The organism is Paenibacillus sp. VMFN-D1 (assembly GCF_003386155.1).
Taxonomy (GTDB): domain Bacteria; phylum Bacillota; class Bacilli; order Paenibacillales; family Paenibacillaceae; genus Paenibacillus_AQ; species Paenibacillus_AQ favisporus.
The window spans coordinates 503,725-522,521 of record NZ_QRDU01000001.1 but is presented as its reverse complement, the minus strand read 5'-3'; the positions used below and the strand labels follow the sequence as shown (position 1 = coordinate 522,521).

Sequence of the window (18,797 nt, the reverse complement as noted above, 5' to 3'; positions counted from 1 at the left end):
TTCTTACTTATGTCTATGCTTGGCCCCTAAATTTATGACCACTGTAATCTATCATTTTTTGAGAATGCCGATTAAGAGACAGGACACGCCGAAAAAGATCCACGCCATCTTTCCCCAGGAGAGCTTATCGGCCACGCCGATGAGCCCGATGGAAGTCGTCAGGATGAGCACCGTCGGCCCGACGAATGCCAGCAGGGAATTGACCGCCAGCGCCTTATCTACCTGAGCGAGCTTTAGCATCAGCAGCGCGGCGGCGATTTCCAGACTTCCGGAGATAAAACGCAGCGTAGCCATGCTGAGCACGAACTTGTCCACTAAAATGACCCCCTTTTGCGAGATTGTACTTCTAACCTCATAGATATGCGGGATTCTCTCTTTTTAGTTGTCTTTTACAAGAAAGATACGGAAAATAACTTGGCAAAACGGAGCTGCTTCACTGATTCTCAAAAGAGTCATGATAAAGCCTCTATTTAATAACTCCTATATTCGGAACAAAATGCACCGGGCTTGCATATATTGTTTGGTGAAATACCTATCCGCTTGTCAGTTGCCTGGGTTGGACCCGTCTGCAGACAAACTGCCTGCATCCGGCCAACCAAGAGAGGACCGTTCAACCATCGGCATCTTCAGGGCTAAGCAGCTGAAAGAGGTGTCGTATTATTTACAGATGCATAAGGAGGATTTATCCATGCGGGTGGATGTCATTGCCAATGTGGACGAAGTAAGATCGGAGGAGTTTGTGCACAAGAGCGCCGTTGTGATTGACGTGCTGCGGGCAACCAGTACGATGATCACGGCTCTGGCCCAAGGCGCTACCGGGCTGATGCCCGTGGAGACGGTTCCTCAAGCCCAGCAGATGCGGGGAGACCAAACGTTTGTCGGTGGAGAACGGTATTATAAAAAAATCCCCGGGTTTCAGGCCGGGAATTCGCCGCATGATTATATGACCCCTGAGGTTGCCGGAAAGCTGGTGGTGCTGACCACATCGAACGGGACCCGAGGGCTGCTCAAATCCCATAAAGCCGCCAGAATATTTGCCGCTTCATTTATGAATGGGACGGCCTGTGCGTCAGCTCTGTTATCGTTCGGGAAAGATGCCATCCTGCTGTGCTCGGGATGCCGCAACGATTTTTCGCTGGAGGATGGCCTGTGCGCGGGAATGATCATCGATGCGATGGAGTCCATTTCGGAAGCGCCGCTTCAGCTGAATGATCTGGGCCAGGCGATGAAGCATGCGTACCGGCAGTGCAAGGGATCCCTGTTTGAAACCGTAATGGAAGGATGCGCAGCGAAGCAGCTGGTCAAGCTGGGATTTACGCATGACGTCGAATACTGCACAGGGATCGACACGGTCCCTGTCGTGCCGTATGCGAAGTCGGAAATGATCCTGACGCCATTGTTCGCAATTGCTGCGAACCGCGGATAATCCGAGCCGCGCTGAAATAAACAAAGCCGCCCCCTGGTGTGGGGACGGCTTTTTGTATGAGTATTTGCATCCTGACCTAGCGGCGGTCCTGTGGGCCTCCCACAAACACCTGCGCATCGGTATCGAGGTTGTAGGCGGTATGAAGCGCTCTGACGACCTGTTCCAGGTTGCCGCCTTCGATGACGCAAGACGTTTTAATCTCGGACGTGCTGACCATTTTAATGCTGACGCCCTGCTTGGAAATGACATCGAACATTTCGGCGGCAACGCCGGGATGGCTGATCATGCCCGCACCTACGATCGATACTTTGACCAGATTGTCTTCCGAGGTGACTTCACGGTACGGAAGGGTGGATCTCAAATCCTTGATAACTTGAAGTGCCTGGCCGCTCTCCGACAGAGAGGTGGTAAAGGAAAAGTCCGCCTTGCCGTCCTGAACGCCGCTCTGCACGATGATGTCCACGTTGATACCAGCGCCGGCGAGCGCTCCGAACACCGTGGCAAGAACGCCGGGAACGTCTTCCACTCCCAAAATACTGATTCTGGCCACATTTTTATCATAAGCGATGCCGCTTACCACTACTCCCTGCTCCATGCTGGTCTCCTCCTTCACAACCGTGCCTTCATTATAGTTAAAACTGGATCTGACGACGAGCTTCACCTGGTGATGCTTTGCGTACTCCACCGCGCGCGGATGAAGAACGGCCGCCCCCAGGTTGGCCAGCTCCAGCATTTCGTCATACGAAATTTCCTCAAGCTTGCGGGCGCATTTCACGATTCGCGGATCGGTCGAATAAATGCCGTCCACGTCAGTATAAATCTCGCACACATCGGCGCTAATCGCCGCAGCCAGCGCAACGGCTGTCGTATCGGATCCCCCGCGGCCGAGCGTCGTGATTTCCCCTTCTTCGGTCATGCCCTGGAATCCGGCCACGATCACGATGTTTCCTTCCTGCAGGGCTCCAATCACCCGGTCCGGAACGATATCCATGATTCTCGCTTTGCCGTGCACCGGCTCTGTCCGGAATCCCGCCTGCCAGCCTGTCAGCGAAACGGCACTGCGGCCGAGCTGATGAATGGCCATCGACAGAAGCGACATGGAAATCTGCTCCCCGGTGGTCATCAGCATATCCATCTCGCGTGCAGGCGGATTTGGATTGAGCAGCATCGCCTGATCGATCAAATCATCCGTCGTATCCCCCATCGCGGAAACGACTACTACACACTGGTGTCCTTCGTCCTGTTTCTCGACGATACGCCGGGCCACGCGCTGCATGCGCTCAATATCTCCGACGGAACTGCCTCCGAATTTCATGACGTACAGTGACAACTTCGATTCACTCCCCACTCATTGTACAACTGGGCATTATGCAATCATTTCCCACGCCGGTAAAACCGCCCGATCCTATTTCTATATGCGATCAGCACCCTTTTCGCCAATAGACTGGCCATGGTGAAAAAAGCAGGATCTCATGTTGCAAAATGCTGACAACTGTCTAATTTTACGCTTTAAACTAGTATAATACGAAAGTACGCCCGATTGTTAATGTTTTTTCATGGGATTATACAAAAAATCCTCCTTTCAGAAGGAAAGGAGGATCGGCTTAGCCCTGTCGGGTGTTAAGCAATTCTATCGCCGGCTTTACGCGCGGGAGATATATTTGCCTTCACGGGTGTCGATCAGAAGCACATCGCCTTCATTGATGAACAAAGGCACCTGAACGTTCAGGCCGGTTTCCAGCTTCGCGTTCTTCGTCGCCCCTGTAGCCGTATTTCCTTTAATGCCCGGCTCGGTTTCAACAACCTTCAGCTCAACGCTGGTCGGCAGGTTGATCCCGAGAATTTCGCCCTGGTAGCTGACGATGTTCACGTTCATGTTCTCTTTGAGGAAGTTCAGTTCCCACTCCAGCTGCTTGCTGTCCAGCGTGAACTGGTCGTAGGTTTCGTTGTCCATGAACGTATGCTCTTGACCGCTTGCATACAGATAAGAAACGCCGCGGTTTTCGATGATGGCACGGCCAATCGTTTCACCTGCGCGGAATGTGCGCTCAACGGTGTTGCCGTTACGGAGGTTTTTCAGCTTCGAACGTACGAAGGCTGCCCCTTTACCCGGTTTAACGTGCTGAAAATCGAGAACGGTAAAGATGTCGCCATCGACTTCCACCGTCAGACCTGTTTTAAAATCGTTAACTGAAATCACTGAAATGCCCTCCTAAAGGTTTAAGTATATATTGCATTTATCACGCCGGTAATACGGTGAAATCTTTAGACGAATGCGTCAAGATCACAATTCCCGTCTCCGTGATCACAATATCGTCTTCAATGCGCACGCCGCCGAGACCCGGCAGGTAAATTCCCGGTTCCACGGTCACGACCATACCCGGCTTAAGTACATCGTCGCTCAGCTTGGACAGGCGAGGCATTTCATGAACCTCCATGCCGAGGCCGTGCCCCGTGCTGTGGCCGAAATTGTCGCCGTAGCCGTACTTCGTGATAATATCGCGTGCAAGCGCGTCCGCTTCGCGGCCGGTCATCCCCGGCTTGATGTTCTGAAGTGTGTGGAGCTGGGCTTCCAGCACAATGTCATAAATTTCTTTAAGCTTCGGATCCGGATCCCCGATCGCAATCGTCCGCGTCAAATCGGAGCAGTATCCGTCAAGCAAGGCGCCGAAATCGAACGTGATGAGCTCGTTTCCGGCAATCACCCGTTCACTGGCAACGCCGTGCGGCATGGCGGAACGCTCTCCGGATGCGACGATCGTATCGAAGGAGGATGAAGTGGCACCGTGGCGGCGCATGTAAAACTCCATCTCCAGGTCGACTTCCCGCTCCGTCATTCCCGTCTTGATAAACCCGAGAATATGCTTGAACGTATCGTCGGCCAAGTCCGCCGCTCTCTGCATCACCTTCAGCTCTTCTTCATCCTTGAAGATGCGAAGCTTCTCCACAAGGCCGGAAACCGGCACGAGCTGGATTGGCTTAAGCTGCTCCGCGTAAGCGGTGTATCCGGCAAAAGATACGTCATCCTGCTCGAAGCCAAGCTTGCCGATGTTTGCGGAAATCAGCAGCTCCTTTACCGTTTCCGTTACCTTCGGCCCGTGCTCGACGATTGTAAATCCCTTCGCTTGCTGCGGTGCCTGGGTCATATAACGAAAGTCGGTCAGCAGGTACGAATCATGCAAAGTGATGAGGACGTATCCCGATGAACCGGTAAATCCCGTCAAATAACGGCGGTTAATGGAACTGGTTACAAACATGGCTTCCACATTGGATTGCTGCATCGCTTCACGCAGCTTGTTCACTCGATTGATGCTCATCGTTACACTCCTCTCTCATGTACAGCTTTCCCCGGGGAAAGAGGCAGCGACTACTGTCCCTGACTTTCCAAGTGGCGCAGCAGTGCCATCATGCCGAGTTCATAGCTGACAGCGCCGAATCCGGCAATTTGACCTACGGCCACGGGAGCAATCACGGAAGTATGGCGGAACGTCTCCCTTGCGTGAATGTTCGACAAATGGACTTCCACCGTCGGAATTTTAACGGAACTGATGGCGTCCCGGACGGCATAGCTGTAATGAGTCAGCGCGCCCGGATTCAGAACGATGCCGTCGGCATGACCCAGCGCGGCGTGGATCCTGTCAATGATATCTCCCTCATGGTTGGACTGATAAAATGTGACGGACACGCCCAGGGCCTCCGCTTTCTCAAGCAGGCCTTCTTCAATCGACGCAAGACTTTGAGAGCCGTACACGCCAGGCTCCCGGAGTCCGAGCAGATTCAGGTTCGGTCCGTTGATCACCCAAATGGTTCTCAAAATGGTATTCCCACCCTTTGTCGTCAAATAACCATCTGCTATTTTAACATAGGGGATGTCTTCTTGAGAAGTTTTTTTGCTCTAGTGCGCCTTTGCCCTGCCGGGTTCCCGTTTGCGCTCATCCGTAAATTCAAAAGCCGCCGTGTATCCGATAAACAGTCCCCACAGCAGGTACAAGCAAAATTCGGTGATGATTGTGTTCCAGGTCAAATGGTTGAGACGATTCATCATACCGAGTGCGGGACCCGCCACAAACAGGACGGCCCACCAGCAGATACCGTATACGATACCCGGCCACGGACCGGCCAGCTTCCGGAACAGCAGCGTATAGATGACCGCCGCGACCATGGAAAACGCAATAAAAAAGAGCCAGCCAAGCAGATCTCCTGACCCGCTTTTCAAAAAAGAATGCTTGAAGAAAGGCTCGGCCAAAAAGGCCGGGATGACGATCGTGAAACGCAGCCAATGGAAAACCCAGTGGACCGCCCCCCAGAGCAACCCGGCAAAAAAGCCGAGCTCCAGCGAGAAGCTGAGCGGATTCGTATGGCCAGTATTTGTATGCTGCCGGATGGCAGCTCCCTGTGAACTCACTTTGAATATCACCCTTTTTGTTTTTCTTAGTATGTTCATTTGGGGCCGGGGCTAATCCAACTAGAAATCGCACGGGAAATTCGTTACAATAAAGGCATCACAACTAATCATTCGGGGAAGGTGAATTGTTTGTCGGAGCAATCCAAAACGGTCAGCTACGGTGGCCAAGCCGTCATTGAAGGCGTTATGTTTGGCGGTAAGCACGTCAATGTCACCGCTGTGCGGCGGAAGAATCAGGAAATTACATTTTTGGAGGTGCCGCGCGAGGATAAGCCTTGGGTCGGCAAATTGCGCAAAATCCCTTTCCTTCGCGGTATTGTCAGTATTATAGATGCAAGCGCCAAAGGTACGAAGCACCTGAATTACTCGGCGGAATCCTACGCGGATGACGAAGTGGAGCCGGAGGAGCGCGCCAAGCAAAAGCAGAAAGAAGAATCCGGCTGGAGCTTAGGGATGATTATCGGCGTTGCCGCGGTCGGCGTGCTTTCGTTTCTCGTGGGCAAGCTGGTGCTGACGCTGGTGCCTGTATTTTTAGAGGATTTCATCTTCGGCAAGATGTTTGACAACTATATCCTGCATAACCTTATAGAAGGCGGCATTAAACTGCTGCTGCTGCTCGTTTACCTATGGGGCATTTCCCAGACCCCGGTCATCAAGCGGTTGTTCCAGTACCATGGAGCGGAGCATAAGGTGATCAGCACCTATGAAGCGGGTGAAGAGCTGACGGTAGCCAACGTGCAAAAGCACAGCCGTCTGCATTACCGCTGCGGCAGCAGCTTCATGATGCTGACGATCGTACTGGGCGTACTGATTTATTCGCTCGTTCCGTGGGATAATATGACGCAGCGGGTTCTGCAGCGGATCATTCTGCTTCCGGTCGTCATCGCCATTTCGTTCGAGTTTCTGAAACTGACCAACGCGCTTCGCGACGTACCGGTGCTGCGGTATCTCGGTTACCCGGGCCTTTGGCTTCAGCTGTTGACGACGAAGGAACCGAAGGATGACCAGGTTGAGGTGTCCATCGCCTCCTTCAACCGCATGCTTGAGCTTGACGCCCAGATGGAGAAAGCTCCCGGGGCGGAACAACCTGTGAGAAACGGAGTCTTGGATCCCCTGAAAGGATGAGATGACATGAAAAGGCAGGCTGTAATTTTCTGGATCGCCATTGTACTGGCAGCCATCGGACTGCTCGGCAACATTTTGTTTGGCGGTGCAGGATCGCTTATGAATTTGCTTGTGCCCTTGATCGTGTTCGGTGTGGTTTTCCTGCTGTACAAATTCCCGCCTGCCCGTTACAACAAGCGGCCCAAGGTTAAGCCGTCCCAGCGGACGATGGAGAAATACAATGCGTCCAAACGCGGTCAATCTTCAGCCAAGCGCAAAAATTACCCTTTCCAGGTGATTGAAGGCTCAAAGGGTAAGAATGACGATCAACAGCCGAAATACCACTAAGCGCAGTTTGAACATATCAAAAACAAGGCATTCGCCCCTCCTTCTGAAGGAGGACCAGCGAATGCCTTTTATTTTTCTTCGATGTCACGGCTTCCAGCCCGCAAAAAACTTTTTCCCTGCCTGCATGCCGGACTCATACAGCTGCTGACTTTCTTCCGGTGTAATATGAAACTGCGTCGTTCCGACGCCGAGAGTCGGAATTTTGATCGTCCGGAAACGGTTTTCCTGCTCGATGTACCGCTCATCATGAGCGGACAGCATCGTTTCAAACATCGCCTGCAGCATGCTGATCGGCCCGCGGATCAGATGCGGCTTGTTCGTCGTCCTGCCGACCATTTGAAATCCGATCGTCGGAACCGGCTTCTGCCCGGCCCCTTCCGAAGCGTCGTCAAAGAGCCACAGCGGGAAGTTGCTGAGCAGCCCTCCATCTACAATATAGACAAACTGGTCGACGAACGATTTTCCCCTGGCCGCTTCGCCTGTCATTCTCAGCATGACCGGATCAAAAAAGTACGGAATGCTCGTACTCATCCGGATGGCCTTGGAAACCGCAAATCTGGACGGGTTGGCTCCCAGCTTGCCCAGGTCTTCGGGGAGCACCAGAATGCGCCCGTTCGTAATATCCGAGGCGATGATCATCAGCTTGCCTTGGGGGATATCCGCAAACGTCTTGACCCCTTTGGCCGCCAAAATATGGTGGATCCAGACTTCGAGCGCTTCTCCGGAATACAGCCCTTTCTTCAGAAACAAACGCGCGGCGGGTCCGATCACTTTGGTATTGAATATGGGCGCGCGGTGAAGAAAGGACTCAAAAGGGGTCGTCTTCACGATCTCGCTCATCTCGTCGGCCGAAAACCCTGCCGCCAGCAGCGCCGCCACAATGGAACCCGACGAGGTACCCGCCACCCGGTTAAACACAACGCCGGCTTGCTCCGCAGCCTTGACGGCCCCCGCCAGTGATATTCCTTTCACTCCGCCGCCCTCGAACACCGCGTTGACGATCATAATAAAACCCCCGTGTCTCAATATCCCACAGTAAGATATGAGCACGGGGGTTCATTCATGACAATGTTCTATGAATTTATCATTGCTGGTAATAGGCGGTCAGTGCCTGAACGATGCCAAGCGGATTTTTGATCAAATCCTTGGCGCTGTAAAAAATGCTGCCTTTGACTGCGTCGTATTTGGTATTGTATTGAAGCTGGTTGATGATCTCCTGCGCCGACTGCCACCCAGCTTCGGCAGTTCCCAGCTTGTACGGGGCATGGCCGATATAGAGATCCACGCCGGTGCCCTGCACTTCTTGCGCCCACCAGTCGACGAGCTTGTCGTACTGGGCGTTCTTGAAGGACATGCTCCAATAAATTTGCGGTGCCACGTAATCGATCCAGTGCTGCTTCACCCAGGTTCTCACATCCGCGGACATGGAGTCGTACGCCGTAACTCCCGCTTTGGTATCAGAACCCGTCGGATCGGTAGACTGGTTGCGCCATACGCCGAACGGGCTGATGCCAAACTGAACGGCCGGCTTGGACGCGTGAATCGATTGGCCCAGCTGCTGCACGAACTGGTTAATGTTATCACGGCGCCAATCCGCTTTGCTCAAGCCCTGCGTATTGTATGCCTTGAAAGCAGCATCATCGTTAAACGTTACGCTCGACGGATAGAAATAATCGTCCAGATGGACGCCGTCGATATCGTACTTGCTTACCACTTCCATCACGACGTCGATAATATGCTGTCTCGCTTCCGGAATACCCGGGTTGAGGATCAGCTGGTTATTGACGGATACGACCCAGTCGGGATGCTGAACCGCCACATGATTGGCCGCCAGCTTGCTTGTGGTCGTGTCCAGATTCGCCCGGAACGGATTGAACCAGGCATGGAACTGCATCCCCCGTTTGTGGGTTTCTTCGATCATATACTGGAGCGGATCATATCCCGGATCCTTGCCTTGGGTGCCGGTAAGCACCTTCGACCACGGAACCAGATCCGACGGATACAGCGCATCGCCGGCCGTCCGAACCTGGACGAACACCGCGTTCAGCCCCATGGCCTGCAGCTTGTCGAGCAGAGCGGAATATTCCTGCTTCTGCTGCTCGATTTTGCCGTAAGAGGACGTTGTCGGCCAATCCAGGTTGTACACGGTTGAGATCCAGGCTCCCCGGAGCTGGCCGGAGCTGCTTCCCCCGCCCTCAGCAGGCGGCTCGGTAGGTATGTAAGCACTTGATGTTAAGGTAATCGTTCTTGCCACCTGGTCCCAGTCTACCTGCAGACCGAGCTGTTCGCCGACAAAACGGAGAGGGACCAGCACGCGGCCACCCCGAAGCTGCACGGAGGCATCAAGGGCGACAGAGGCTCCATCCACCAAAGCTGTCTTTTTGCCGCTGGTCAACGTAATCGTATGACCTCCGCCCGAGATATCAGCGGTTTTCGCGCTTTGTTTCCATGCGACGGCAGCCCCCAGCCCTTCGCTGATCACGCGGATCGGAACCATCGTCACATTCACTTTTGGCATGATGTACGGAGGGATGTCACTGACCAGCTGCTTCCCGTCCAGGACCATCGTGATGTTGTTTGCAGCCTTCGCCTGCTGCCCCGTAAACGGAATCAGCAGCACCAACAGCAGCGATGCCACGATCCACCTATGAAACTTCCGAAACGCCATTCTACTAATCCTCCACTATTGATAGATTTGCGGGTAAAAAAATCGGTCATTCGCGCTCTCTAGAGATCACTAGCCGGCATCAGACAACCTTGGAATCATGATCTGCTGTATAAAGCGCAAACGACCGATCGGGCAGAAAAGCTGTAACCTTTGCTGCGTGTGCAATCCGGGTTTTGCCAGTCTTGGCTCCAAAAAATTACCGGATTACGTGCTGGGAATGAAAGAGGCACCTGTCGTTTGAGGGTGCGGACAGATGCCTTGTTTACGAATCGCTGACCAATTCATTATGAATGTTCCGCAGCTCCTCCAGACGCTGTCCATCCCGGCGGAAATACTCCACCAGCGTCTCGATACGCGTTATGGAATCCCAGCTTAAGTGATGCTCGATGCCTTCGACATCTCCATAAATATTTTCCTGCTGAACTCCGATCATCGTCAGGAATTCCTCCAGAAGCTGATGCCGGTCAACCAGGCGTTTGCCCATTTTCTTACCTTTGCTAGTCAGAACAAGGCCTCGGTATTTTTCATAAATCAAATATTCGTCCTTGTCCAATTTCTGGATCATTTTGGTAACGGATGAGGGATGAACCTCCAAGCCTTCGGCAATGTCCGAAACACGCGCGTATCCCTTCTCGTCAATCAATTTATAGATACGCTCCAAATAATCCTCCATGCTGGGCGTTGGCATTATATTCCCTCTTTTCTGTAATAAACGTCAATCATCTGGCCCGATTACCTGCTCTTGTAATGATACATGTTCTCAAGAGGACTTGGCAAGTCCTGCCGCCTGCCGTGCTTCCCATCCCGGTCATTAATTGCCACGGGTTGCCCCTGCTGCCCGCACACATACTAAACCGAAGCACTCATATTTTCCTGGAAAGGAGCCGTTCTATGGGAACTGGCGTTAAAGAAAAGCCCAGGCGGACGCTGCGGCCGACCAAGCCGTTTGTCCCCGATCTTGTTTATTTTGAACCGGATGCGCTGAACTATCCCAAAGGCCAGCACATCATGGAATGGGTCAAGTCCAAAGACATCCCTTACCGGATGACCAGCTCTCATAACCGGATCACCAATTTACCAGGCGAAACTGATCAGGAAAAATACAGGAACGCCAAACGAACGCTCGTCGTCGGCGTGCGGAAAACGCTGAAGTTCGACCAGTCCAAGCCTTCGGCCGAATATGCTATCCCGATCTCGACCGGGTGCATGGGGCACTGCCATTACTGCTATCTGCAGACGACGCTCGGGGCCAAGCCCTATGTCCGTGTCTATGTGAACACACCCGATATTATTGGCGCCGCCAAGCAATACATCGAGGAGCGCGCACCGGAAATCACCAGGTTTGAAGCCGCTTGTACTTCTGACCCGGTGGGACTGGAACATATTACGGGCTCCCTCGCGGAGCTGATTACCTTCATGGCCGGCGAAGAGTTCGGCAGACTGCGGTTCGTGACCAAGTATCACCATGTCGATCCGCTGCTCTCACTGAAGCATAACGGCCATACCCGCATCCGGTTCAGCATCAATTCGGACTACGTCATCCGCAACTTCGAGCCATCCACATCGCACTTCGAGGAACGGATTGAGGCCGCGGGAAAGGTCGCCAGGGCCGGCTATCCGCTCGGTTTTATCATCGCCCCGATCATTTGGTATGACGGCTGGCAGGACGGCTATGCCGAGCTTCTGAAGCGTCTGGCGGATACGCTCCCGGCCGAGGCAGCGAAGGATTTGACGTTCGAAATGATTCAGCACCGCTTCACGAAAACCGCCAAAAACGTCATTGAGCAGCGCTATCCCAAAACTAAGCTGGAGATGGATATTGCGAGGCGCAAGCAAAAATGGGGACGCTGGGGCCAATTCAAATACGTGTACCCGGATGAACAGCAAAACGCCCTGCGCGAGTTTATCACAGAGCGGATTTTTGAGCACTTTCCGGAAGCTACCATCGACTACTTCACCTAAAACTTAAGCCATTCGGGCGTGATGGCCTGCAGCCAAATCGTTATTTTGGTCATTTGGTTCGTGAACAGCAGTACGCCCATAAACAGCATGAGCGCCCCGCCGATTTTCATCATCATCCCCGAGTACTTCACAATCCACTTGGTGGACCCGATGAAGAAGGCAAGCACAAAAAATGGAATGGCGAATCCGACGGTATAGGCCGTAATCAGCGGAAACCAAGCACCGGGTTCGGTCGTTGCCAAAGCGATGATCGCCGCCAGGATCGGGCCAACGCAAGGAGACCATCCGGCAGAAAAGCCGATCCCGAAAATAAAAGAACCTATGTAGCCTGCGGGCTTGAACTTCAGATCCATCTTAAATTCGCGCATCAAAAAGCGCGGCTGAAAGATGCCGATCAGAAATAGCCCCATCAAAATGATTAACAGCGCCGACAGCTGGCGGATCAGATCCCGGTTGTTGTTAAAGAAGCTGCCGAACAAGCCGGCTCCGACCCCGAGCGTATAGAATACGGCGGAAAAACCTAAAATAAAGGCCAGCGTATGACTCATCGTCCGGTAACGGACTTCTTTTTTGTTCTGCTCCGTCTTCAGCGTCTGTACCGACATCCCGGTAATGTAGGAAATGTAGGACGGATACAGCGGCAGGCAGCACGGAGAAATAAAGGAAGCCAGTCCGGCGAAGAAGGCAAGCCATATATTCAAGTTTGACAAGGACAAGTACCTCCTACGTTGATAATCCCTTCTTGCCCGCCATCGTCAAGATCAGCAGCGCAATCAGCAGCAGCACGATGGTTGCTCCCGGAGCCAGGTTCCAAACGCCGGCAATCACAAGTCCCCCCACAACCGCAATCTCCGAAATGACCACCGACAGGATGACGGAAGATTTGAAGCTTCTGGCGATCAGGAGGCTGATAGCGACAGGAATGGTCAGCAGTGCCGATACGAGCAAAGCGCCGACGATTTTGATGGCCGTGCTGATGACGAGGGCCGTCAGGACGGTGATCAGCATGTTCATCATGCGCACAGGCAGACCGCTTACGCTTGCGGCGTCTTCTTCAAAGCTCAGCAGGAAAAACTCTTTGAAAAAGAGCGTAATAACGACCACGACGACCAGCGTCACAGCCCCTACCACGTACAGATCCTGGGTATCCAGCGTATAAATGCTGCCGAACAAATAGCTCATCACATCTGTATTGTAACCCATCCCGAGTGTGAAAAACAAAGAAGCCAGCGCAACGCCGCCGGACATAATGATCGCTATCGACAGCTCGGCATAGCTTTTATAAGCTTTTCTGAGCTTTTCTATCGCAAAGGAAGCCAGAACCGCAAATACAAGACCTGCCCCCAAAGGATACAGATTAATCAGAAAACCGAGCGCCACCCCGGCGATCGTGACATGCGCCAGCGTGTCCCCGATCATGGACAGGCGCCGCAGCACGAGAAAAATGCCGATCAGCGGTGCGGTGATCCCGATCAGCAGACCGCCGGCCAGCGCCCTTTGAAAAAAATCACTGAGGATAATTTCTATAGCCAACAATAACGACTCCTTCGGATGCTTTTAATATTTTGTAAACGATGGTGCTTTTATGACAATGAGTGCTGCAGGTCCTGAACCTCGCAGTCCTGAATCTCATGGGAATGTCTGACGAAAAATTCAATCTTGCCGTTCTTCTGCTTCGGCTTCTCGCCTAAATACCCCTCAATCATGTCCATATCGTGCGACACCATCAGCAGCGTCATATGATGATGCCGGTGCATGTGGGTAATCAGCTCGAAAAATCCGGCCTGCGTCTCCGCGTCAATGCCCACCGTAGGCTCGTCCAGAATGAGCAGATCCGGGTTGTTGATCAGCGCCCGCGCCAGGAAGGCGCGCTGCTGCTGACCGCCGGACAGCTCACCGATCCGTTTGCCAGCGATGTCTTGAATCCGCATCACCTCAAGCGCATCGTCACACTGCTGCTGCATGTGTCTGTTTACCCGGCGGAACAGGTTTTTGTTATTGTACAGCCCGGAGAGAACCACCTCGCGGACGGTAGCCGGGAACAACGGGTTAAACGAATTTTTCTGCGGGACATAGCCTACCCGCTCCCAGTCTTTAAACCTGCGGATCGGCTGGCCGAACAGCCGAATGCTGCCCTGGCCGCTGGGCAGAAGGCCGACGATCATCCGCAGCAGCGTCGTCTTGCCCGCCCCGTTGGAGCCGATAATGCCGACAAAATCGCGTTCTTTTACAGTAAAGTTCAGATCGTTGATGACCTTTTGGTCCCTGTATGAAAAGGAGATGTTCTCCATCTCGATAATCGGTTGATGACAATCGTCAATCATCGGCGTAAACATGCGAAATCCGCCTTTCTGTTAGCTGCTTCATTTATTGTAATGCAAGAATGAGGTTATGCAAATTTTTGTCCATCAAGGTAAAATAGTCGTCGCCCTTCTCCTGCTCCTCCTGTGTCAGTCCCTCGAGGGGATTCAGGACGGACACGGTCGCTCCGGTCTCGGAAGCCAGCGTTTTGGCCAGCCGGTCGGAGACCAGCTCTTCGAAAAAGATATATTTGATTCCTTCCGACTTCACCAGGTTCGACAGCTCCACCAAATCGCGGGCCCGGGGCTCGGCATCCGGCGACAAGCCCATGATGGGATGCTGCTCCAAGCCGTAATCGCGGCACAAGTAGCCAAAGGCCTGATGGGATACGACGATTTTGTGATGCGGAACCTGCGACAGCTCAGTTTCGAACTTGCGGTCTAGCTCCTGCAGCTTCCGGCTGAGCTCGGCGTACCGCGCTTCGTAAGCCTGTGCATGCTGCGGATCGGCCTCCACATAGCTGTTCTTGATGTTCTCGGCCATAATGATGGCCGATTTCGGGCTGACCCAGGTGTGGGGGTCGATGTGGTGCTTGTGCCCGGTCCCCGTGCCTTCGCCCTCGAGATCATGCCCGCCGTCTTCTTCGCCTTCAATCAACTGGATGCCCTGGCTGACCTCAACGGCCTTCACCTTGGAGTCCCGGTTCAGCCCTTTCAGAAAATTCGGTACCCAGCCTTCGAGTCCGGCTCCGTTATATAAAAACAATTGCGACTTGGACGTGTTCACGATATCCTGGCTCCGCGGCGTCCAATCATGGGGTTCGACGCCTGCTGGCAGTAGATTGATGACGTTGGCGTCCTCGCCGCCGATTTCCTTGGCAAACTCATAAATCGGATAGAACGTCGTCATGACATTCACTTTATCCGGATCCAGCTGTGCGTTCCCTGAGTTATCGCAGCCGGCAAAAACCAGCATGGCCATCAGAAGAAACGAAGGCGCCAGAATCCGCTTGATCACATTTTTCATATTCACAGATGTACGCTCCCACTAATCGTAACTTTTACTAATAAGATTATGAATGGGCTTATTTTATTTGTCAACCTTGGGTGCAAAATTACCAGAGGAAAGTGAACGATACCTGCCGTGGAGTTCTTTGGAGCTTGGCGTGTCTCCCAAGAGATCGATATACATGGACGACAAAAAGACGGAAGCCCGCTGCTAACGGGATTCCGTCTTCCTATCGACCATACTTACTTATAGGAGCACTATACTTCGCGCCCTACTTCACGACCGCTCCGTTCGGCATGCTGTCCGGCACCGTCGCCAGTGTCAGCTGATCGCCTTGGGATGCCGCCAGAATCATGCCCTGCGACAGCTCGCCGCGCAGCTTCACCGGCTTCAGGTTGGTGACGCAGATGACCTTGCGTCCGACCAGCTCTTCCGGCGTATAGAACTTCGCGATGCCCGACACGACCTGCCGCTGCTCGAAGCCGAGATCCAGCTGCAGCTTGAGCAGCTTGTCGGCTTTCTTTACAGGCTCACAAGCGATAACCTGAGCTACGCGCAGTTCGACCTTGGCAAAATCCTCAATGCCGATTTCTTCCTTCAGCTCAGGCGCTTCCTGCGGCGCAGCCGCTTCGGCAGACTTGCCAGCTTCCGCTTCCTTCGCGGGAGCTTCGGATCCGGTCATCGCCTGCTTGATGTACGCCACCTCTTCTTCCGCGTCCAGGCGCGGGAAGATCGGGTTGCCCTTCACCAGCTGCGTTCCTTCCGGAATCAAGCCGAACGTCTTGCCGCTGTCCCATTCGGTCAGCTCGCCTTGCTGAATGCCCAGCTGCTCCCAAATCTTCAGCGGAGCCTGGGTCAGGAACGGCTGCAGCAGGATCGAGCCGATCCGCAGGCTTTCGACGAGGTGTGTCATGACGGACGCCAGCTCTTCGAGTCTCGCCTCATCTTTTGCCAGCGCCCATGGCTGCGTTTCGTCGATATATTTGTTGCTGCGGCTGATAAACTGGCCGATGGCCGTCAGCGCAACGGAGAACTCCATATTTTCCATCGCTTCTTCAACTTTACCATAAACATCCTTGGCCGCTTCCTCGAGCGATGCGTCAAACGGAGTTACGCCGGAGCGGTACGCAGGAACCCGCCCCTCGAAATATTTGTCCACCATCGCCACCGTACGGTTCAGAAGGTTGCCGAGGTCATTGGCCAGATCGGAGTTGACGCGCTCCACGAAGCTCTCCGGCGTAAACGTGCCGTCCGCGCCGAACGGAACCTCGCGCAGCAGGTAATAGCGAAGGGCGTCCAGACCGTAACGGTCGATGAGCGTGACCGGATCGACGACGTTGCCTTTCGATTTGGACATCTTGCCGTCCTTCATCAGCAGCCAGCCGTGAGCAAACACTTTCTTCGGCAGCGGCAGGTCCAGCGCCATTAGGATGATCGGCCAGTAGATCGTATGGAAGCGGACGATTTCCTTGCTCATGAGATGAACGTCAGCCGGCCAGTACTTGTCGAACAGGCTCGTATCTTCCGAGCCGTAACCCAGCGCGGTGATATAGTTCAGCAGCGCGTCGATCCAGACGTAAACGACGTGCTTCGGATCGCTCTTCACTTTGACGCCCCATTCGTAGGTCGTACGGGACACCGCCAGGTCTTCCAGTCCCGGCTTGATGAAGTTGTTGATCATTTCGTTCTTGCGGGACACCGGCTGAATAAAGTCCGGATGGTCCTCATAGTATTGGAGAAGCCGGTCCACATATTTGCTCATCCGGAAGAAATAGCTCTCTTCCTTCACGCGTTCCACCGGCCGGCCGCAGTCCGGACATTTGCCGTCTACGAGCTGCCGTTCCAGGAAAAACGACTCATCCGGCGTACAGTACCAGCCTTCGTACTCGCCCTTGTAGATATCGCCCTGCGCCTGCAGGCGTTCGAACACTTCCTGAACGACCTTCGTATGGCGCGGTTCCGTCGTCCGGATAAAGTCGTCGTTGGAGATGTCGAGCTTCTTCCACAGCTCCTTGATCCCCGCCACGATGTCGTCGACGAACTGCTGCGGCGTTTTGCCTGCTTCAGCCGCTTTGCGCTCGATCTTCTGACCATGCTCGTCGGTTCCTGTCAAATAGCGCACATCGTAGCCGCGCAGCTTCTTGTAACGAACCATCGCGTCGCCGGCCACGGTCGTGTATGCATGCCCGATATGCAGCTTGTCGCTGGGATAATAGATCGGCGTCGTCAAATAAAATGTTTTCTTGTCAGCCATCGTTCATCTTCCTTTCCAAAATCGCGTTCCTGTATCTTCTGTGTGAACACAAAATAACCCCACGAAGTGGGGCTTTTGCTGTGATACCCTGTTCAGGTACTGTGCGGGGGCCCCGAGGATACAAAAAAACTCCCGCCCCTAATGGGACGAGAGATTCCTCACGTGTTACCACCCAAATTCCCTGCGCCCTCGCAGGCGGCAGGCTCCATCAGTACCGGCCTGTCTCAGCCGCGCACTGTCCATTATCGCTGGATCACGCCGCTCCCTTACGCATCCACTAATTCAGGATGCTGCTCGAAAGCGGTTCCTCCCGGACCATCTTCGGAGACTTCGCTTATACCGGCTCTCAGCTGCCCCGGCTCTCTGCAATAAGCTACTGTTCTCGTACTCATCCGTTCCTCGGAAATGTCATATATTCCATAATATACTGAACCCGCATAGCGCGTGTCAAGTCAGGTGTCCCTCGCCTTCGGAAGGATGAGGGGCGCCTGAGCTTCCCTTCTCCTTCCGCGGGGGAACCAGATCCACGCCCCCCGGATGAAACGGATGGCACTTGGCGATCCGTTTCATGGCTAGCCACGACCCTTTGGCGGCCCCGTGCACCTCGATCGCTTCCATTGCGTACGCCGAGCATGTCGGGTAGAAACGGCAGGTCGGCGGTTTTAACGGCGAAATGTATTTGCGGTAGATGACGATAGGGCCTTGGACGATTCTTCGGGATACGCCCATGGCATTAATGCTCCCCGCTGTGCCCGGACACCGGATTGACACTCAGCCCCGCATCCGCAGGCTGCTGGCAGTCTTTACAATATCCGAATACTTCAAATTTATGCTTCACGACCTGAAATTCGTCGGGCGTATCCGCCATCGAAACCGGGCAGAAGCTGATCGGATACGTCTTCTCGCATTGCAGGCAGATCATGTGATGATGGTGGTGGTCTTCGCTGCAGCTGGCTTTGAATTTGACTCCGTCCTCAAACACGATCTGTTCGAGAACACCAAGCTCCTGCATGACCCGCAGATTGCGGTATACGGTATCGAAACTGAGTCCGCTGTATTTTTTGCCCATAAACTCATAGACATCCTTGGCTGATAAATAACCCGAATGTTCACCAAATAATTTGGCGAGCGTCTTGCGCTGGTCGGTTATGCGCAGTCCCTGCTCGGACATGGCGTCAATAATCTTCTCCGTCGAAAGCATACGCTCATCCTCCCATTCTATGCTTAAAGCCGTAAGCCACTCTTGTTTACAACATTTGTCTACTATTAATAATGCCTCAAATCCGGGCCTCCGTCAATGAAGCAGGGGACCCCTGACGGA

General features: G+C 53.6%; 20 protein-coding genes. 4 read left to right on the top strand and 16 right to left on the bottom strand.

Features of this window, described 5'->3' with window-relative positions:
- Window positions 1-51: 51 nt before the first annotated feature.
- Window positions 52-321: a YqhV family protein gene (locus C7820_RS02435; RefSeq protein ID WP_373309594.1), complete on the bottom strand. Its 270-nt coding sequence runs from the start codon at window positions 319-321 to the stop codon at window positions 52-54.
- Window positions 322-688: 367 nt separating this feature from the next.
- Between C7820_RS02435 and C7820_RS02430 the strand changes: the two genes are divergently transcribed.
- Window positions 689-1,426: a 2-phosphosulfolactate phosphatase gene (locus C7820_RS02430; protein WP_116229639.1), complete on the top strand. Its 738-nt coding sequence runs from the start codon at window positions 689-691 to the stop codon at window positions 1,424-1,426.
- A gap of 76 nt (window positions 1,427-1,502) precedes the next feature.
- On the opposite strand, the gene C7820_RS02425 is transcribed toward C7820_RS02430, so the two are convergent.
- The 5 genes from C7820_RS02425 to C7820_RS02405 form a co-directional block, all read right to left on the bottom strand.
- Window positions 1,503-2,756, bottom strand: coding sequence for an aspartate kinase (locus C7820_RS02425; protein ID WP_116229638.1), 1,254 nt, complete (start codon window positions 2,754-2,756; stop codon window positions 1,503-1,505).
- Between the two features lie 312 nt (window positions 2,757-3,068).
- A complete protein-coding gene (efp, locus tag C7820_RS02420; RefSeq protein WP_076170004.1) occupies window positions 3,069-3,626 on the bottom strand; it encodes an elongation factor P in 558 nt (185 codons plus the stop codon).
- A gap of 40 nt (window positions 3,627-3,666) precedes the next feature.
- Window positions 3,667-4,743, bottom strand: a complete 1,077-nt coding sequence (locus C7820_RS02415) for a M24 family metallopeptidase (protein ID WP_116229637.1) — start codon at window positions 4,741-4,743, stop codon at window positions 3,667-3,669.
- A gap of 50 nt (window positions 4,744-4,793) precedes the next feature.
- Window positions 4,794-5,240: a type II 3-dehydroquinate dehydratase gene (gene aroQ / locus C7820_RS02410; RefSeq protein ID WP_116229636.1), complete on the bottom strand. Its 447-nt coding sequence runs from the start codon at window positions 5,238-5,240 to the stop codon at window positions 4,794-4,796.
- A gap of 81 nt (window positions 5,241-5,321) precedes the next feature.
- Complete coding sequence (locus C7820_RS02405; protein ID WP_240913293.1) at window positions 5,322-5,831, bottom strand: YqhR family membrane protein; 510 nt, start codon at window positions 5,829-5,831, stop codon at window positions 5,322-5,324.
- A gap of 129 nt (window positions 5,832-5,960) precedes the next feature.
- Between C7820_RS02405 and C7820_RS02400 the strand changes: the two genes are divergently transcribed.
- Entirely contained in the window at window positions 5,961-6,956 is a 996-nt protein-coding gene (locus C7820_RS02400; protein WP_116229635.1) for a DUF1385 domain-containing protein, read from the top strand.
- Window positions 6,957-6,962: 6 nt separating this feature from the next.
- Window positions 6,963-7,283 (top strand): MFS transporter, encoded by a 321-nt coding sequence (locus tag C7820_RS02395; RefSeq protein WP_076170000.1) that lies wholly within the window; start codon window positions 6,963-6,965, stop codon window positions 7,281-7,283.
- 84 nt (window positions 7,284-7,367) lie between these two features.
- Here C7820_RS02395 and C7820_RS02390 read toward each other — a convergent pair whose 3' ends face one another.
- The 3 genes from C7820_RS02390 to mntR all read right to left on the bottom strand — a co-directional run bounded on the left by C7820_RS02390 (window position 7,368) and on the right by mntR (window position 10,639).
- Window positions 7,368-8,288 carry a patatin-like phospholipase family protein gene (locus tag C7820_RS02390; protein WP_116229634.1) on the bottom strand — a complete coding sequence of 307 codons (921 nt, stop codon included), beginning with the start codon at window positions 8,286-8,288 and terminating at the stop codon, window positions 7,368-7,370.
- Window positions 8,289-8,367: 79 nt separating this feature from the next.
- Complete coding sequence (locus tag C7820_RS02385) at window positions 8,368-9,951, bottom strand: family 10 glycosylhydrolase (RefSeq protein WP_116229633.1); 1,584 nt, start codon at window positions 9,949-9,951, stop codon at window positions 8,368-8,370.
- A 262-nt stretch (window positions 9,952-10,213) separates the two neighbouring features.
- A complete protein-coding gene (gene mntR, locus C7820_RS02380; RefSeq protein WP_076169997.1) occupies window positions 10,214-10,639 on the bottom strand; it encodes a transcriptional regulator MntR in 426 nt (141 codons plus the stop codon).
- A gap of 203 nt (window positions 10,640-10,842) precedes the next feature.
- Between mntR and splB the strand changes: the two genes are divergently transcribed.
- Window positions 10,843-11,913 (top strand): spore photoproduct lyase, encoded by a 1,071-nt coding sequence (gene splB / locus C7820_RS02375; RefSeq protein WP_116229632.1) that lies wholly within the window; start codon window positions 10,843-10,845, stop codon window positions 11,911-11,913.
- On the opposite strand, the gene C7820_RS02370 is transcribed toward splB, so the two are convergent.
- The 7 genes from C7820_RS02370 to C7820_RS02340 all read right to left on the bottom strand — a co-directional run bounded on the left by C7820_RS02370 (window position 11,910) and on the right by C7820_RS02340 (window position 18,677).
- Window positions 11,910-12,623, bottom strand: a complete 714-nt coding sequence (locus C7820_RS02370) for a cytochrome c biogenesis CcdA family protein (RefSeq protein ID WP_076169995.1) — start codon at window positions 12,621-12,623, stop codon at window positions 11,910-11,912. The genes splB and C7820_RS02370 overlap by 4 nt on opposite strands.
- Window positions 12,624-12,636: 13 nt before the next feature.
- Entirely contained in the window at window positions 12,637-13,440 is an 804-nt protein-coding gene (locus C7820_RS02365; RefSeq protein ID WP_076170170.1) for a metal ABC transporter permease, read from the bottom strand.
- A gap of 56 nt (window positions 13,441-13,496) precedes the next feature.
- Window positions 13,497-14,204, bottom strand: coding sequence for a metal ABC transporter ATP-binding protein (locus tag C7820_RS02360; protein ID WP_411829678.1), 708 nt, complete (start codon window positions 14,202-14,204; stop codon window positions 13,497-13,499).
- Between the two features lie 76 nt (window positions 14,205-14,280).
- Window positions 14,281-15,240: a metal ABC transporter substrate-binding protein gene (locus C7820_RS02355; protein ID WP_116231595.1), complete on the bottom strand. Its 960-nt coding sequence runs from the start codon at window positions 15,238-15,240 to the stop codon at window positions 14,281-14,283.
- Between the two features lie 253 nt (window positions 15,241-15,493).
- Window positions 15,494-17,476, bottom strand: coding sequence for a methionine--tRNA ligase (gene metG, locus C7820_RS02350; RefSeq protein WP_116229631.1), 1,983 nt, complete (start codon window positions 17,474-17,476; stop codon window positions 15,494-15,496).
- A gap of 447 nt (window positions 17,477-17,923) precedes the next feature.
- A complete protein-coding gene (gene yidD / locus C7820_RS02345; RefSeq protein ID WP_116229630.1) occupies window positions 17,924-18,205 on the bottom strand; it encodes a membrane protein insertion efficiency factor YidD in 282 nt (93 codons plus the stop codon).
- A 4-nt stretch (window positions 18,206-18,209) separates the two neighbouring features.
- Window positions 18,210-18,677: a Fur family transcriptional regulator gene (locus tag C7820_RS02340; protein ID WP_116229629.1), complete on the bottom strand. Its 468-nt coding sequence runs from the start codon at window positions 18,675-18,677 to the stop codon at window positions 18,210-18,212.
- Window positions 18,678-18,797: the final 120 nt, after the last annotated feature.

Excerpts from the sequence above, each read along its gene's own strand:
- C7820_RS02430 (WP_116229639.1), top strand. The coding sequence starts at position 689 with ATGCGGGTGGATGTCATTGCCAATGTGGACGAAGTAAGATCGGAGGAG.
- C7820_RS02415 (WP_116229637.1), bottom strand. The coding sequence starts at position 4,743 with ATGAGCATCAATCGAGTGAACAAGCTGCGTGAAGCGATGCAGCAATCC.
- C7820_RS02395 (WP_076170000.1), top strand. The coding sequence starts at position 6,963 with ATGAAAAGGCAGGCTGTAATTTTCTGGATCGCCATTGTACTGGCAGCC.
- C7820_RS02390 (WP_116229634.1), bottom strand. The coding sequence starts at position 8,288 with ATGATCGTCAACGCGGTGTTCGAGGGCGGCGGAGTGAAAGGAATATCA.
- C7820_RS02385 (WP_116229633.1), bottom strand. The coding sequence starts at position 9,951 with ATGGCGTTTCGGAAGTTTCATAGGTGGATCGTGGCATCGCTGCTGTTG.
- mntR (WP_076169997.1), bottom strand. The coding sequence starts at position 10,639 with ATGCCAACGCCCAGCATGGAGGATTATTTGGAGCGTATCTATAAATTG.
- splB (WP_116229632.1), top strand. The coding sequence starts at position 10,843 with ATGGGAACTGGCGTTAAAGAAAAGCCCAGGCGGACGCTGCGGCCGACC.
- C7820_RS02360 (WP_411829678.1), bottom strand. The coding sequence starts at position 14,204 with ATGGAGAACATCTCCTTTTCATACAGGGACCAAAAGGTCATCAACGAT.
- C7820_RS02355 (WP_116231595.1), bottom strand. The coding sequence starts at position 15,240 with ATGAAAAATGTGATCAAGCGGATTCTGGCGCCTTCGTTTCTTCTGATG.
- metG (WP_116229631.1), bottom strand. The coding sequence starts at position 17,476 with ATGGCTGACAAGAAAACATTTTATTTGACGACGCCGATCTATTATCCC.
- yidD (WP_116229630.1), bottom strand. The coding sequence starts at position 18,205 with ATGGGCGTATCCCGAAGAATCGTCCAAGGCCCTATCGTCATCTACCGC.
- C7820_RS02340 (WP_116229629.1), bottom strand. The coding sequence starts at position 18,677 with ATGCTTTCGACGGAGAAGATTATTGACGCCATGTCCGAGCAGGGACTG.